Origin of the sequence: Streptomyces sp. NPDC059534 (assembly GCF_042743475.1) — a bacterium.
Classification (GTDB): Bacteria; Actinomycetota; Actinomycetes; order Streptomycetales; family Streptomycetaceae; genus Streptomyces.
In genome coordinates this window covers 41,724-56,075 of the sequence record NZ_JBHWAQ010000018.1, presented here as the reverse complement: position 1 = coordinate 56,075, position 14,352 = coordinate 41,724, and the positions used below count along the sequence as shown (strand labels likewise).

Below are 14,352 nucleotides of genomic sequence, written 5' to 3'. Positions count from 1 at the left end.
CCTGCGCGACCTGCGAGAATCCGCGCCGTCCCGCATCCTGGGCATCGTGGGTGTGTGGCAGCTCCTGATGATCGCGACGGTGATGCTGCTCGGTCTGTTCGGGGTCCTTGCCCCCGGCGTGCCGGGGACGTGGCTGGTGTGGGCGGCGGTGCTCTGGTGGTCGCTGCACGAGCGGACGGACCTCGCCTGGATCCTGCTCGTCTCCTCGACCGGCCTGCTGCTCCTCAGCCAGGTGGTGGTGTGGCAACTGCCGCCACGCCGGCTCCGGGGGGTCGGCATCACCCGGCGGATCGTGGCGTACGCGGGGGTGGGCGCGCTCCTCGGCTTCGTCCTGATCCCGGTCGTCGGCGCGATCCCCGGCTTCGTCGGCGGCATCTACCTCGCGGAACGGCTCCGCCTCGGCGGCCACGGCCAGGCCCGGGCGGCGACCCGCACGGTCATGCGGGCGGCCGGCACCAGCGTCCTCGTCGAGCTCTTCGCCTGTCTGCTGATCGTGGGCGCCTGGGCGGGCGCGGTCATCTGGGGCTGAGGCCCGCCGCCACCCGTTCGGCCGAGGCGAGGGCGGCTTCGACGGCCGTGTCATAGACCGCCTTCGGCGTGACGGCGCCCAGCTCCTCGGCGTGTGCCCGGGTGACCGGGTGGGCGTCCTCGGGCAGGTGGGCGTAGACCCGGACCCACGTCGTCTCGTCCTTCTCGCGCACCTCGGGGTCGAGTGAGCCCAGCGCGGCGGCGTGCGCGCAGAGCCCGAGGGTCGTGTCCACGAAGACGCGGTAGTGGAGCGCCGCCAGGGCCGGGGGCAGTCCGGAGCGCGCGAAGGCGGACAGCTGGAGCTCGACGAGGCGCTGCTCGGCCGGCCCTCCGGTGGTCCGCGCGAAGGTCAGCGACGTGATGGCCGGGCAGCGGGTCTGGACGTCCCAGGTGGACCGGGCGACCCGGCGCAGCGTGTCCTGCCACGCCTCTCCTTCCGGCACCTCCCCCACCTCGTCGACGATCGTCCGGATCGTCCGCTCGGCCACGGCGAGCAGCAGCTCGTCCTTGTCGCGGAAGAGCCGGTAGAGGACGGTCACGTCGACGTCGAGTTCCTGGCCGAGGCGGCGCATCGAGAGTCCGGCGAGGCCCTCCCGTTCGGCGAGCCGGAAGGCGGCGCCGACCGCGGCCTCCTGCCGCAGTTCCCTGCGCTCACGGCGTCCGAGCCGGGCGGTGGCGCCCTCGCCGGAGCGTGCGGTGCCCTCGTCGCCGGACCGTTCGGCGGCGGTGGCCGCCGCCGTCTTCTTCGCCATGGCTCTCCTCGCTCGGGCGGCTCCGCCGACCCTACCAACCGTCCGTTCACCATATTGCCAACACTGTTGACAACACTGTTGGCATCCGGTTCCCTCTGTCGCACCACGCCGTCCCTCCGGCCCCCGCCGTGGTGCCCCCTCCCCCAGCCGTCAGGAATCCCATGAGCCGCCCCCTGCGCCTCGCCCTCGTGCAGGCGCCCGCCGAATCCTTCGCGCAGTTCGCCGAAGGTCTCCGGCTGCGCATGAAGTCGCCCAACAGGGCGGAGCTCGTCGTCTACCCCGAGCTGCACCTCTGCTCCCAGGGAGCGGAGACGATGACCCTGGAGGAGTACTACGCGACGTACGCGGAACCCCTCGACGGTCCGCGCGGCACGGCGCTCGGAGCGCTCGCCCGCGAACTCGGCGTCTGGCTGATCCCCGGCACCGTCCTCGAACGCGACACGGACGGGAAGGTCTACAACACCGCCGTGGTCTACGGCCCGGACGGGGAGCTGGTCGCCCGCTACCGGAAGATCTTCACCTGGCGCCCCTACGAGCCCATGTGCGTCGGCCGGGAGTTCGTCGTCTTCGACATGCCCGGGACCGGCCGCATCGGCCTGTCGATCTGCTACGACGCCTGGTACCCCGAGGTCACCCGCCACCTCGCGTGGAGGGGCGCGGAGCTCGTCGTCAACCTCGTGCAGACGTCGACGTCCGGCCGCGCGCAGGAGATCCCGGTCAACACCGCGAACGCCATCGTGAACCAGATCTGGGTGGCGAGCGTCAACGGCGCGAGCCCCACCGCGCAGGGCCGGAGCCTGCTCGTCGATCCCGAGGGCCACGTCCAGGTGGCCGCCGTCGGCACCGAGGACACCACCCTGCTCGCCGTCGTCGACCTCGACCGGGTCGCGCTGGCACGGAAGCACGGCACGGGCGGCGACTCCTGGCCCTGGGACCACTTCACGGCCGACGACACCCCGCTGGAGCTGCCGCTGTACGGCGGCCGCATCGACCCGGCGACCTGGCGTCCGGCGGTCTTCGGCGCGGAGTCGGCCCGATGAGCCCGGCCCAGGAGGCGCGGAGCGCCCCGGCCGGCGCCCCGGCGGGCGCGGCGGGTGCTCCGGACGGCGCCCCGGATCGGCTCACCGGCAGCCTCTCCCTCACCTCCGTGGTGACCTTCGGGCTCGCGTACATGGCCCCGAGTCTGGTGATGGTGATCTTCGGGGTGATCGCTGCGGCGAGCGCGGGCACCGCGCCGACCGCGTTCCTGGTGGCCACCTCGGCGATGTTCCTGACCGCGCTGAGCTACGCGAAGATGGCCCGCCACATCCCCGCCGCCGGCAGCGCGTACTCGTACGCGAGGAGGCTGATCGGCTCCCCGGCCGGCTTCCTCGTCGGCTGGGCCGTCCTCCTCGACTACCTCTTCCTTCCGATGGTCGCCTGGCTCGTCCAGTCGCTGTACCTCCACGCGCAGTTCCCGGCCGTCCCGGTCTGGGCCTGGCTGCTGATCAACATCGGCCTCACCACGGCGGTCAACATCGTCGGACTCACGCTGACCGACCGCGTCAACAAGGTGCTGACCGGTCTCGCGGTCTTCCTGGTCCTGCTGTTCGTCGCGTACTGCCTCGTCCATCTCTCGGGGCACCCGCCGACGTCGTACACCGCACCGCTCTGGAACGCCGACAGCGCCCTCGGCGGGGTCTCGGCCGCGGCCGCGATCGCCGCGTACTCCTACCTCGGCTTCGACGCGGTGACCACGCTGTCCGAGGAGGCCCGGGACGCGCGGCGGACCATCCCGCGCGCCGTCGTGCTCGTCATCTCGATCGGCGGCCTGCTCTTCGCCGCCGTCGCGTACGTCATGCAACTGGTCCACCCCGGCGGGGTCTTCGACGACCCGCAGATCGTCTCGTACACGATGTCCGTCGAGGTCGGCGGCCAGACCTTCGCCGACTGGACGAACATCGCCGCGATCGCCGGCGGCTTCGCCTCGGGGCTCGCCGTCCAGCTCAGCTCCAGCCGGCTGCTCCACATCATGGGCCGCGACGGCGTCCTGCCGAAGCGCGTCTTCGGCGCGCTGAACACGAGGACCGGAACCCCCGTCCTGTGCCTGGTCCTCACGGGGGCCGTCGGCCTGGTCGGCCTGGACCTGTCCCTGGAGACGGCGACGTCGTTCATCAACTTCGGCGCGTTCCTCGGCTTCACCGCCGTCAACGCGTGCGTCGTCGTGTACTACGTGCGCCACCGGGCCGCCGGCCTCGGGTCCGGTCCCGCGACGCTGTTCGGCTACGTCGTCGTCCCGCTGCTCGGCGCGGGCGTCACCGTGTACCTGACGACACGGCTCAGCCCGGTCGCCCTGACCATCGGCTGCTGCTGGCTCGCCGCCGGGTTCGCCTACCTGCTGTGGCTCACCCGCGGCTTCCGCCGCCCGACGCCCTCGCTCGCGGCGGACGCGGCCGCGGACTTGGCCTGACCCGCCGGCCGGGCGTACAGGCGGGCGTACGAGCGCCAGGGGCGCCACTCCTCGGCGTCCGGGCCGCCGGCCGGCGGCACGTCCGGGTCGCCGAGGGCCCGGGTCCGGATCAGCGCGGCGGCCTCGGCGGTCACGCCGGGGAGCGCGAGCAGCGCGCGGGCGGCCTCCTCGCGGTCGGCGCCGGGGTCGAGGCGGAGTGCCCCCTCGCAGAGCGCGCGGGCCAGCGGTCCGGCGACCGGGTGCGCCGTCAGCGCCCCGGGAGCCGGGAAGACATGGGTGAGGGTCCCGCACGGGGTCTCCAGCGGGGTGCCGTGCGCCTCCACGAGCCGGGCCGTCTCCTCCGGGCCGAGGACGGCCCGCAGCGCGTACTCCTCGGGATCGGCGGCGCCCGGGGACCGCACGCCCGGCCGGGCGGCCACCTCGCCGGCGAGCCCGGGGGCGGCCCCGAGGCGTTCGGCGACCGCGTACGGGTCGGCGTCCAGGTCGAAGAGGCAGCGCAGCCGGTGGACGGCGGTGGTCAGGTCGCGCAGCTCGGTGAGGTGGATGCGGGCGTCGAGCCACCGCCCGGCGGAGCGCTCGTCGACGGAGACGACGCCGGTGCCGTACGGGAGGCGCAGCGTGCGGCGGAAGGTTCGCCCGCCCCGGGCCCCGACGACCTCCTCGACGCGGGGCACGGCCTCGGCGGCCAGCAGGTCGAAGACCTCCCCGGCCGCGTACGGCCCCCGGTGGGCGAGCCGCAGCGGCACCCCGGCGGCGAGCGCGGTACGGGCTCCCGCACCGGTGCCCGCCTCGGCGCGCAGCGCGGTCGGGGTGCGGGCGTAGACGGCGCGGATCGTCTCGTTGAACTGGCGGACGCTGGCGAAGCCGGCCGCGAAGGCGATCTCGGTGACCGGCAGGGACGTGGTCTGGAGCAGCAGCCGTGCGGTGTGCGCCCGCTGGGCCCGGGCCAGGGCGACGGGCCCGGCGCCGAGCTCGGCGGTGAGCTGGCGCTGCACCTGCCGGGTGCTGTAGCCGAGGCGTCCGGCGAGGCCGGGCACGCCCTCGCGGTCGACGACGCCGTCGCCGATCATCCGCATGGCGCGCCCGACGACATCGGCCCGGACGTTCCACTCGGCGGAGCCCGGCACGGCGTCCGGCCGGCAGCGGCGGCAGGCGCGGAAGCCGTGGCCCTGGGCGGCGGCGGCCGTCGGGAAGAACGAGACGTTCTTCCGCTTGGGGGTGACGGCGGGGCAGCTGGGACGGCAGTAGATCCCGGTGGTCCGGACGGCGAAGAAGAACTCTCCGTCGAACCGCGCGTCCCTGCTGCTGACCGCCTCGTAGCGGGTGTCGTCGTCCCTCATGCCTCCCAGTCTGCGGCCCCCCGCCGCCCCGGGCTCGCGGGTTTCGGACACGACGCTCCCGGGGCCGGCTACCGGCCCCCGCGCTTCAGCTCCATCGCGGCGCGCCCCTCCCGGCCGATGCGCTTCCAGTCCTTGAGCCGCTCGGCGCGCAGCCGGGCGTCGGTCTTGGCCACGATCCGCTGGTTCTCGCGGATCAGCTTGCGGTAGCTCTCCAGACGACGCACGGGCAGCGAGCCGTCCTCGATCGCCGCGGCCACCGCGCAGCCCGGCTCCGACTCGTGGGCGCAGTCGTGGAAGCGGCACTCCCCCGCGAGTTCCTCGATCTCGGCGAAGACCTGGCCGACGCCGGTCTCGGCGTCCCAGAGCCCGACGCCGCGCAGTCCGGGGGTGTCGATGAGGACGCCTCCGCCCGGCAGGACGAAGAGGTTGCGGGTGGTGGTGGTGTGGCGGCCCTTGCCGTCGATGTCGCGGGCGGCCTGGACGTTCATGACGTCCTCGCCGACCAGCGCGTTGGCCAGGGTCGACTTCCCGGCGCCGGAGACGCCGAGGAGCACGGTCGTGCCGCCCGCGACGGTCGCGGCGAGCACGTCGAGGCCCTCGCCGGTCTCCGAACTGAGCGGCAGCACCTGGACGCCGGGGGCGACCGTCTCCACGTCCTCGACGAGGTAGGAGAGCCCGACGGGGTCGGGCACGAGGTCCGCCTTGCTGAGCACGACGGTCGGCTGGGCGCCGGACTCCCAGGCCAGGGCCAGGAAGCGTTCGATCCGGCCGAGGTCGAGCTCGACGGCGAGCGACACGGTGATGACCGCGTGGTCGACGTTGGCGGCGAGGATCTGTCCCTCGGACCGCTTGGAGGAGGTGGAGCGGGCGAAGGCCGTACGGCGCGGCAGGCACGCCCGCACGTACCGGGGGTCGCTCGCCCCCGCGGGGTCGACGGCGGCCCAGTCGCCGGTGCAGACGACCCGCAGCGGGTCGTGCGGGGTCACGAACGCCGTGTCGGCGCGGATGACGCCCTCGGCGGTGGCGATGTCGCACTGACCGCGGTCGACGCGGACGACCCGTCCGGGGACGAGTCCCTGGGCGGCGTAGGGCGCGAAGGCGGTGGCCCAGCCGGAGTCCCAGCCGTGGGCGTCGAGCAGGGAGGAAGCGGAGGAGGAACCAAGGGAAAGCGAGAAAGACAAGGGGGACCCTTCACAGGGGCGGCCCCGGCGCTGCTGAGCAGAAGAGTGAGGTCAGCCGGTGGCCGCGGAGGTGGTGTGGATGAACATCCGCGTGTGGGCGAAGCCCTTCGTGACGACAGCCATCGGTCACACCTCCTGTGTCTTTTCGCGATCTTGTACGGGATTCACCGTAGCCGGTGCGGTCCGGCGCCCGCCATGGGTTTTTTCCGGCCGGTTCCCTCGGCACTTTCCGGCCGGTTCTCACATCGCGGCGAGGAGGGTCAGCAGCGCCGCCGTGAGGAGTCCGGTGAGCAGCAGGACGAGGGTGCCCGGGGGCGGGGTCCAGAGGTGCCGGGCGGGGAACGGGTCCTCGGTACGGGCGGCGGCGCGGGCCCTGGCCAGTTCGGCGGCGGGCGGATGCTGCGGCAGGTCGACCAGCCAGGGGCGGCGCGGGTCGTGCCGGACCAGGGCGGCCCGGTGGACGCGGACGTCCTGGAGGTCGAGGGGGTGCTCGACCTCGATCCGGTAGGGAGAGCCCCGCTCGGGCCGCACGGTCAGGTCGAAGACGAAGGAGGTGCCGCGCGTGGTGAGGGCGTTCAGCAGGGCGGGCGCGTGGGTCGCCGACTCGTCGGCGTCGGGGCCGCGGGCCACGCCCGGGCGGTGGCCGAGCCGCGCCGCGCCGAGCACGACGAGCAGGGCGACGGTGCCGTTCAGGCCGAGCATCATGATCCAGCGCGGCCCGTCCAGGGCCCCGTGCAGGAGCGCGGTGGCGGCGACGGTCCCGGGGACGGCCGCGAGGAGCGTGGCCGGTGCCACCAGCAGGCGCAGCAGGGCCCCGGCGGCCGGGCGCCCCCGCGGGCGCGGGGCTTCGTCCTCCACCGGTGCCCGGCGGCGCAGGGACCGCGCCGCCCCGGCGGTGACGAGGACGGCGCCGAGCACGACGAGGCCGTACGCGACGACGACCGCGTCGTCGTCCTCCCTGCCCAGGAGAAGTCCGAAGGCGGCCAGGAACGCGACGACTCCGGCGCCCGCGCGGCCCAGGAACGGGGCCGCGAACACGGCCGCGCCCACCGCCGAGGGCACGGCGAGGAAGAGCGCCCCGCCCGCGAGCTGGTTCGTGGCGCAGCCCTCGGAGTCGCAGTCCCAGCGCACCGCCGTGTACTCGGTCGCGAACACATGGAAGAGGAACCACGTCTGCCAGAACAGCAGAACGGCCGCGGCCGCCCAGGGCCACGACCTCCGTCCGTACGCGTGCGTACTCATGGGCCGACCGTAGTGCGCGGGTCCGGCCGTGCGACCGCCGGGGGCCGGGACCTCCGGTCGCCCGGCGGGGGCGCTCGCCTCCGCGGCCGCCGGGTCCCGTGTCCGTTTCGTACAAGACGGGGCGCCGCGGGCCGCCTAGCGTGCGGGGCATGGACACAGCACCCCGGATCACCCCCCGTCTCGACCTCGTCGGCCTCGTCGTCTCGGACATGGCCGCCTCGCTCGCCTTCTACCGCCGTCTCGGCCTGGACGTCCCGGCCGGGGCCGAGTCGGCCCCGCACGTGGAGGCGGAGCTGCCCGGCGGGCTGCGGATCGCCTGGGACACGGAGGACGTCGTCCGCTCGTTCGACCCGGGCTGGACCCGGCCGACGGGCGGGCACCGGATCGAGCTCGCCTTCCGGTGCGGGGCGCCGGCGGAGGTGGACGCGGTGTACGAGGAGCTGGTCGCCGCCGGGTACCGGGGGCACCTGAAGCCCTGGGACGCCGTGTGGGGCCAGCGTTACGCGGTGGTGCTCGACCCGGACGGCTGCGGGGTCTCGCTGTTCGCGGACGCGGCGGCCGCGCGCGCGTAGGCGCCGAGGGTGGTGCCGGCCAGGGCCCTGGTCTCGCGGGCGAGATGGGCCTGGTCGGCGCAGCCCGAGCGGAGCGCCGCCTCCGCGTACGGCACACCGGCCCGGACCAGGGCGAGGGCGCGCTGGAGGCGCAGCACGCGCGCGAGGGTCTTGGGGCCGTAGCCGAAGGCGTCCAGGGAGCGCCGGTGCAGCTGCCGGGCACCGAGCCCGACCGCGTCGGCGGTCTCGGCGACCGCGTGGCCGGCGGCGAGGCGGGCGACGACGGCCCGGAGGAGTGGATCGGGCGCCGGGGCCGCGGTGGCCCGGCGCAGGACGAGCGCGTCCAGGGCGGCCGCCGGGTCGGACGCCTCCGTGACGCGTTCGCCGAGCCGCCGTGCCTCGGCCGCGCCCCACAGCGCGCCGAGGTCGACCCGGCGGTCGCGGAGCTCGTGGGCCGGGACGCCGAGGAATCCGGGCGCGTCCCCGGGGGCGAAGCGGATCCCGGCGTACCGCGCGGCGGTCTCCCCCGGTACGTACGCGCGTGTGTCGGGTCCGGCGACGAGCAGGCTCCCGTCGGCCCAGATCAGGTCCATGCAGCCGTCGGGCAGGACGGGCCGGACCTCCGCCCCGGCGGACCCTGCGGTCCGGGTCCACAGGACGGCTCCGTCGAGCAGGGCGGGGCGCTCCTCGTACATCCTTCGAGGCTACGGCCGCGGCGGGGCGGCGGGCTTTCCGGGGCGGCCGCCGACGGGTGTCAGTCCTTCTCCCAGCCCGAGTGGAGGCGGGACTTCACGTCGTCCGGGGGCAGGAACTTGGACCAGCGCTCGGGGAACTCGGAGGGCATGTCGGGGTCGTCCTCGTCGACGTCCTCCGCCTCGGCGCGGACGCGGGCGACGAGCTCGGCGGCCTGGATGGCGCGGGCGCGTTCGTTGGCCTCGCGGGCGGCGGCGGTGGCGACGGAGGGCCAGACCCGGTCGATGGCGGCGTTCACGGCGGCGCCGACGAGCACGGCGAAGGCCGAGATGCCGATCCAGAGGAGGACGGCGATGGGGGCCGCGAGGGAGCCGTAGATGGTGGGGCCCTCGACCTGGCTGGTGAGGTAGATGCGCAGCAGGAAGCTGCCCAGGGTCCACATCCCGAGCGCGACGAGGGCGCCGGGGATGTCCTCGATCCACGGCGATCTGACGGGCACGGACACGTGGTAGAGCGTGGTGAGGAAGGCGACGGAGAGCAGGATGACGGCCGGCCAGTACAGGAGGGAGACGACCTCCGTGCCCCAGGGGACGAGTTCGACGACCCGGTCGGGGCCGACGACGGCGAGGGGCAGCACGACGGCGCCGATGAGCAGCGCCACGATGTAAAGGAGCAGGGCGAGGAGCCGGGTCTTGACGATGCCTCGGTGCCCGTCGAGTCCGTACATGACGGTGATGGTGTCGATGAAGACGTTCACCGCACGCGAGCCGGACCAGAGGGCGATGGCGAAGCCCAGGGAGATCAGGTCGGGCCGTTTGCCCTGGGTGATGTCGTCGAGGAGGGGTTCGGCGATCTCGTGGACGCCCCGGTCGGACAGGACCGTGCCGGCCGCGTGGAGGATGTTCTCCCGGATGCTGGCGACCGTGTCGGTGTTGGTCCAGTCGTCGGCGTAGCCGAGGACGGCGATCAGGCCGAGGAGCAGGGGTGGCAGGGACAGCAGGGTGAAGAACGCGGCCTCGGCGGCCAGGCCGAGGATCCGGTACTCGATGCACGAGTCGACGGTGTCCTTGAGGAGCAGCCAGACCATCTTCCGCTTCGAGACGTTGCGGTAGAGGACGCGCGCGCGGTGGAGCCTGCTCCAGGGCCGCCGCTCGGGCCGTTCGGGTGTTTCGCTTGCTGCCTGCACCTGCTTACCGTAGCGGCATGGCACGGAGCACCCACACAGTGACCAACCAGGCTCCGCCCCTGGTCGGATACGACGTCTTCACGAGCGATCGGGCACTGGCGGAGGCCGTCGAGCGGCACCTCGCGCCGGGGCTGCTGGCGGAGGCGCGAGAGGAGCTGACGCTGCTGGGCCGGGCCGCCGGTTCGGCGCAGGTGCGGGAGTGGGGGGAGCTGGCCGACGCGTTCCCGCCGCGGCTGCGGACCCACGACCGGTACGGGAACCGGATCGACGAGGTCGACTTCCATCCGGCCTGGCACCGGCTCCTCGGCCGGGCGGTGGGCGCCGGGCTGACGGACGCGTGGGGCCGTCCGGGTGGTCATGTACGGCGGGCCGCCGGGTTCCTGGTGACGTCGCAGGCGGAGGCGGGCCACGGCTGCCCGGTGTCGATGACGCACGCGGCGGTGCCCGCGCTGCGGGTCGAGCCGGAGCTGGCGGCGGTCTGGGAGCCGGCGGCCACGTCGCACGTGTACGAGCGGGAGCTCGCTCCGGTCGCGGAGAAGCCGGGCGTGCTGCTCGGCATGGCGATGACGGAGAAGCAGGGCGGCAGCGACGTACGGGCGAACACGACCGCGGCCGAGCCGCTGACGGCCGACGGGGAGTACGCGCTGACGGGGCACAAGTGGTTCTGCTCGGCGCCCATGTCGGACGCCTTCCTGGTCCTCGCGCAGGCTCCGGCGGGGCTGACGTGCTTCCTGGTGCCGCGGGTGCTCGCGGACGGCTCGCGCAACGCGTTCGCGATCCAGCGGCTGAAGAACAAGCTGGGCAACCGGTCGAACGCCTCCGCGGAGGTGGAGTTCGACGGGACGACCTGGGCGCGCCGGGTCGGCGAGGAGGGGCGCGGGGTCCACACGATCATGGACATGGTGGCGGCGACCCGGCTGGACTGCGTCCTCGGCTCGGCGGCGCTGATGCGGCAGGCGGTGGCACAGGCCGTGCACCACTGCACGTACCGCGAGGCGTTCGGCGGGCCGCTGGCGGACAAGCCCCTGATGCGCAACGTGCTGGCCGATCTGGCCCTGGAGTCGGAGGCGGCGACGGTCCTCGGCCTGCGCCTCGCGGCGGCCTGCGACACCGTCGGCACGGACGGCGGCAGCGCCGCCGAACAGGAGCGGGCCCTGCTCCGTATCGCCGTGCCGGTGGCGAAGTACTGGGTGACGAAGCGGTGTACGCCGGTCGTGGCGGAGGCGCTCGAATGCCTGGGCGGCAACGGGTACGTGGAGGAGTCCGGGATGCCGCGGCTGCTGCGCGAGTCGCCGCTCAACTCGGTCTGGGAGGGCTCGGGGAACGTCCAGGCGCTCGACGTGGTGCGGGCGCTGCGGACCGCGCCCGAGACGCTCGACGCCTTCCTCCGGGAGGTCGGGGCGGCCCGGGGCGCGGACCACCGGCTCGACCGGGCGATCCGGGGGCTCCTGGTGGAGCTCGCGGATCTGGAGGGCATCGAGGCGCGGGCCCGCCGGCTGGTGGAGCGGATGGCGCTGGTGCTCCAGGGCTCGCTGCTGGTGCGGTGGGCGCCGCCGGAGGTCGCGGACGCGTTCTGCGCGGCGCGGCTGGGTGGTGACGGCGGGTCGGCGTTCGGGACGCTGCCGCACACGCTGGACCTGCGGGCGCTGGTGGAGCGGGCGCGGGCGGTGGTCTGAGGCTCCGTCCGGACCTGGGGATTCCTGGGCCGGGAACGTTGAGCCGCGCGCGCCAGGGGTGGACCCGAGGGGTCGGCACGCGCGGAAAAGCGGGGGTGGTGCTGCGCCGACACGGCACCACCCGCCGCTCACACCACCTTCGCCCAGGGGGCCGGGCGGTCGCCAGAGTTGCAAAGGGTTGCAGGATTACCCGAACCGGGCCTCGCGGAAGGGCCCAGGACGGCACGATGGGCACCGACACTCCGGACATCTGCCCTGTGCAGAACCGATACAGCACCCCGGGTGGCTGGGAGAGACCGATGAAGAACACGCAGCTCGACATGCGGCGGCTGGCCTCCATGGACGCCGCCCAGGCCACCAGACTGCTGCACCGGGTACGCGAGGAGACCCTGGCGGGCCGTACTCCCCCGATCGCCCCCCGCGCCGTGATCGACGCGTCCTGGCAGCGGATGGCCCGACTCGGCCTCGACCCCGACCAGGGCACGCGCACCGTCCTCCTCCAGCGGGACGAGCTGGAGGAGCGGCGCAGGACGACGCTGCTCTCCGAGGTCATGCAGACGCTCAGCGGCGGGCTCGCCGGCATCGCCGACACCTCCCTCCAGATCATGGTGGTCACCGACGAGCACGGCCGGGTGCTGTGGCGCCAGGGGAACTCCGCGGTGCTGCGGCGGGCGAACGGCATCTGCCTGGAGGAGGGCGCGGCCTGGACCGAGCACACCACCGGCACGAACGCGGTCGGCACGGCGCTCGCCATGGGCCGGGCGGTGCAGGTGCACTCCGCCGAGCACTATGTCCAGGCGCTGCACAACTGGACCTGCGCCGCCGCGCCGGTGCACGACCCGCGCGACCAGCGGCTCCTGGGCATCCTCGACGTCAGCGGTCCGGCGTCCAGCTTCCATCCGGCGATGCTGGCGCTGGTCGGCTCGGTGGCGCAGCTCGCCGAGGCCGAGATGCGGGAGCGGCACCGGGGGTCGGTCGAGCGGCTGCGGGCGGTGGCCGCGCCGATCCTGTGCCGGGTGGGCGGCCGGGCGGTCGCGGTGGACGTCCACGGCTGGACGGCGGCGGTGACCGGGCTCGCGCCGGTGGACCGGATCGCGCTCCCCAAGTCGTTCCGGGCCGGCCGGGTGTGGCTGCCCTCGCTCGGGGTGTGCGCGGTGGAGCCGCTGCCGGGCGGCTGGCTGCTACGGGTCGAGGAGGAGACCCGGGGGGCGGAGCCGGGCGCCGAGGTGGCGAGCCGGGTGGTCCTCGACCTGAGCCGGCCGCGCCGCTGGACGGTGGCCGTCTCGGGGGTGGCGGGCAGCTGGCAGCAGGAGCTCAGCCCCCGGCACGCGGAGCTCCTCTATGTCCTGGCCCTCCACCGCGACGGGCGCACGGCGGCGGAGCTGGCGGACGACGTCTTCGGGGACCGCACGCGGACGGTGACCGTACGGGCCGAGATGTCCCGGGTACGCCGGAACCTCGCCGGGGTCCTGGCCCACCGCCCGTACCGCTTCCGCGAGGAGGTGGCGGTCGAGGTCCTCCGTCCGCAGCGCCCGGCGGACCTCCTGCCCCACTCGACGGCCCCGGCGGTCCGGGCGGGGAGGCCGGGGTAGTACGGCCCCGGACCGGGCGTCCGGGGAAGGCCGGCCCCGGACCGGGCGTCCAGGGAAGGCCGGGCCGAGCACGTCGATGGGGGCAGACCGGGCCGAGCACGTCGATGGGGGCAGACCGCGCCGGGCACGTCGGGCCGGGGTGGCCGCCCGGCCGTGTCCACCATATGGACGGCCGTCTTCCGGGAGGTTCCGGAGCCCTCGGGGTCCTCCGGGAGCCCCGGCCGGGCCTCGGGCGGGCCCCGGGCGGGCCCCCGGGGCAGATCACATTGGGAATCCGGTGCTCCACATGATGCGATGACCCTATGAGCATCTCCCTCACCACCTGGTCCCTCGAACAGACCTCCCCGTCCGACCTGCGCCCGGCGACCCCGCCGGAGGGCGAGGACGTCACCATCCGGCGGGCCGAGGTGCCGTCGGCGGAGTACAGCCGCTTCCTCTACACCGCGGTCGGCGGCGACATCCGCTGGTCCGACCGGCTGTCGCTGACGTACAAGCAGTGGCAGGAGATCGTCGAGAAGCCGGGTGCCGAGATCTGGGTGGCGTACGAGAAGGGGACGCCGGCCGGCTACGTGGAGCTGGACCCGCAGGACGACGGCGTGGTGGAGATCGTCTACTTCGGACTGATCCCGGCCTTCCGCGGCCGCCGGATCGGCGGGCACCTCCTGTCGTACGGAGTGGAGCGGGCCTGGGACCTGGCCGACCGCTGGCCGGACCGCGAGGCGACCCGGCGGGTCTGGCTGCACACCTGCTCACTGGACGGCCCGCACGCCATGGCCAACTACGAGCGGCGCGGCTTCCGGCTCTTCGACACCAAGGTCGAGGAGGCCGAGGAGGCGGAGACCCCGGGCCCGTGGCCCGGCGCGCACGCCTGAGCCACCCGGAGGAACCGCCGAAGCACAGTGAAGGGGCCCTGATCAGGGCCCCTTTCGCGTGACCCAGAACACACCATCTCGCCCACCGAGACGACTATGTCCAAATCCTGGACGATGCTGGACTGGGTCCAAAGTCCCGTGACACGCTTCCGTCATGTCTGGAACTGGAATTGCCTTGGTGAGTCGGCGGCACGTCGACCTCGGCCGCATGTCCAGCGCCATCTGTCCGGCGCGCTGAGAGAACCAGCACCGCCGCGATTTCCTTTCAGCCCGACTCTGCCCCACCCTGC

The 14,352-nt window shown here is 74.2% G+C and carries 14 protein-coding genes; 8 read left to right on the top strand and 6 right to left on the bottom strand.

What is annotated here, in order from left to right:
• Positions 1 to 46 precede the first annotated feature (46 nt).
• A complete protein-coding gene (locus tag ACFVZH_RS21680) occupies positions 47 to 529 on the top strand; it encodes a DUF456 domain-containing protein (protein WP_384899258.1) in 483 nt (160 codons plus the stop codon).
• Here ACFVZH_RS21680 and ACFVZH_RS21675 read toward each other — a convergent pair.
• Positions 516 to 1,280: a TetR/AcrR family transcriptional regulator gene (locus ACFVZH_RS21675; protein WP_384899256.1), complete on the bottom strand. Its 765-nt coding sequence runs from the start codon at positions 1,278 to 1,280 to the stop codon at positions 516 to 518. The genes ACFVZH_RS21680 and ACFVZH_RS21675 overlap by 14 nt on opposite strands.
• 161 nt (positions 1,281 to 1,441) lie before the next feature.
• Between ACFVZH_RS21675 and ACFVZH_RS21670 the strand changes: the two genes are divergently transcribed.
• Both ACFVZH_RS21670 and ACFVZH_RS21665 read left to right on the top strand, forming a co-directional pair.
• The gene (locus ACFVZH_RS21670) at positions 1,442 to 2,320 is read left to right on the top strand and encodes a carbon-nitrogen hydrolase family protein (RefSeq protein ID WP_384899255.1); all 879 of its coding nucleotides are present in this window, start codon (positions 1,442 to 1,444) and stop codon (positions 2,318 to 2,320) included.
• A complete protein-coding gene (locus ACFVZH_RS21665; protein ID WP_384899253.1) occupies positions 2,317 to 3,729 on the top strand; it encodes an APC family permease in 1,413 nt (470 codons plus the stop codon). The genes ACFVZH_RS21670 and ACFVZH_RS21665 overlap by 4 nt, the downstream gene beginning before the upstream one ends.
• On the opposite strand, the gene ACFVZH_RS21660 is transcribed toward ACFVZH_RS21665, so the two are convergent.
• From ACFVZH_RS21660 to ACFVZH_RS21650, 3 genes are all read right to left on the bottom strand, one after another.
• A complete protein-coding gene (locus tag ACFVZH_RS21660; protein WP_384899252.1) occupies positions 3,651 to 5,069 on the bottom strand; it encodes a DNA-3-methyladenine glycosylase 2 family protein in 1,419 nt (472 codons plus the stop codon). The two genes, ACFVZH_RS21665 and ACFVZH_RS21660, sit on opposite strands and share 79 nt — an antisense overlap.
• Positions 5,070 to 5,137: 68 nt before the next feature.
• A complete protein-coding gene (rsgA, locus tag ACFVZH_RS21655; protein WP_384899250.1) occupies positions 5,138 to 6,250 on the bottom strand; it encodes a ribosome small subunit-dependent GTPase A in 1,113 nt (370 codons plus the stop codon).
• 240 nt (positions 6,251 to 6,490) lie between these two features.
• Positions 6,491 to 7,492, bottom strand: a complete 1,002-nt coding sequence (locus ACFVZH_RS21650; protein ID WP_384899248.1) for a hypothetical protein — start codon at positions 7,490 to 7,492, stop codon at positions 6,491 to 6,493.
• Positions 7,493 to 7,641: 149 nt separating this feature from the next.
• Between ACFVZH_RS21650 and ACFVZH_RS21645 the strand changes: the two genes are divergently transcribed.
• Positions 7,642 to 8,064, top strand: coding sequence for a VOC family protein (locus ACFVZH_RS21645; RefSeq protein ID WP_384899247.1), 423 nt, complete (start codon positions 7,642 to 7,644; stop codon positions 8,062 to 8,064).
• On the opposite strand, the gene ACFVZH_RS21640 is transcribed toward ACFVZH_RS21645, so the two are convergent.
• Both ACFVZH_RS21640 and ACFVZH_RS21635 read right to left on the bottom strand, forming a co-directional pair.
• Positions 7,992 to 8,738, bottom strand: a complete 747-nt coding sequence (locus ACFVZH_RS21640; RefSeq protein ID WP_384899245.1) for a helix-turn-helix domain-containing protein — start codon at positions 8,736 to 8,738, stop codon at positions 7,992 to 7,994. The two genes, ACFVZH_RS21645 and ACFVZH_RS21640, sit on opposite strands and share 73 nt — an antisense overlap.
• 59 nt (positions 8,739 to 8,797) lie before the next feature.
• Positions 8,798 to 9,922, bottom strand: coding sequence for a YihY/virulence factor BrkB family protein (locus ACFVZH_RS21635; RefSeq protein WP_384899243.1), 1,125 nt, complete (start codon positions 9,920 to 9,922; stop codon positions 8,798 to 8,800).
• A 17-nt stretch (positions 9,923 to 9,939) separates the two neighbouring features.
• Here ACFVZH_RS21635 and ACFVZH_RS21630 point away from each other — a divergent pair, with 17 nt between their 5' ends.
• The 4 genes from ACFVZH_RS21630 to ACFVZH_RS21615 all read left to right on the top strand — a co-directional run bounded on the left by ACFVZH_RS21630 (position 9,940) and on the right by ACFVZH_RS21615 (position 14,300).
• Complete coding sequence (locus ACFVZH_RS21630; protein WP_384899241.1) at positions 9,940 to 11,598, top strand: acyl-CoA dehydrogenase family protein; 1,659 nt, start codon at positions 9,940 to 9,942, stop codon at positions 11,596 to 11,598.
• Between the two features lie 299 nt (positions 11,599 to 11,897).
• Positions 11,898 to 13,190 carry a GAF domain-containing protein gene (locus ACFVZH_RS21625; RefSeq protein WP_384899239.1) on the top strand — a complete coding sequence of 431 codons (1,293 nt, stop codon included), beginning with the start codon at positions 11,898 to 11,900 and terminating at the stop codon, positions 13,188 to 13,190.
• Positions 13,191 to 13,492: 302 nt separating this feature from the next.
• Positions 13,493 to 14,062, top strand: a complete 570-nt coding sequence (locus ACFVZH_RS21620) for a GNAT family N-acetyltransferase (protein ID WP_384899237.1) — start codon at positions 13,493 to 13,495, stop codon at positions 14,060 to 14,062.
• Between the two features lie 154 nt (positions 14,063 to 14,216).
• Positions 14,217 to 14,300, top strand: coding sequence for a putative leader peptide (locus ACFVZH_RS21615; RefSeq protein WP_310591794.1), 84 nt, complete (start codon positions 14,217 to 14,219; stop codon positions 14,298 to 14,300).
• Positions 14,301 to 14,352 lie beyond the last annotated feature (52 nt).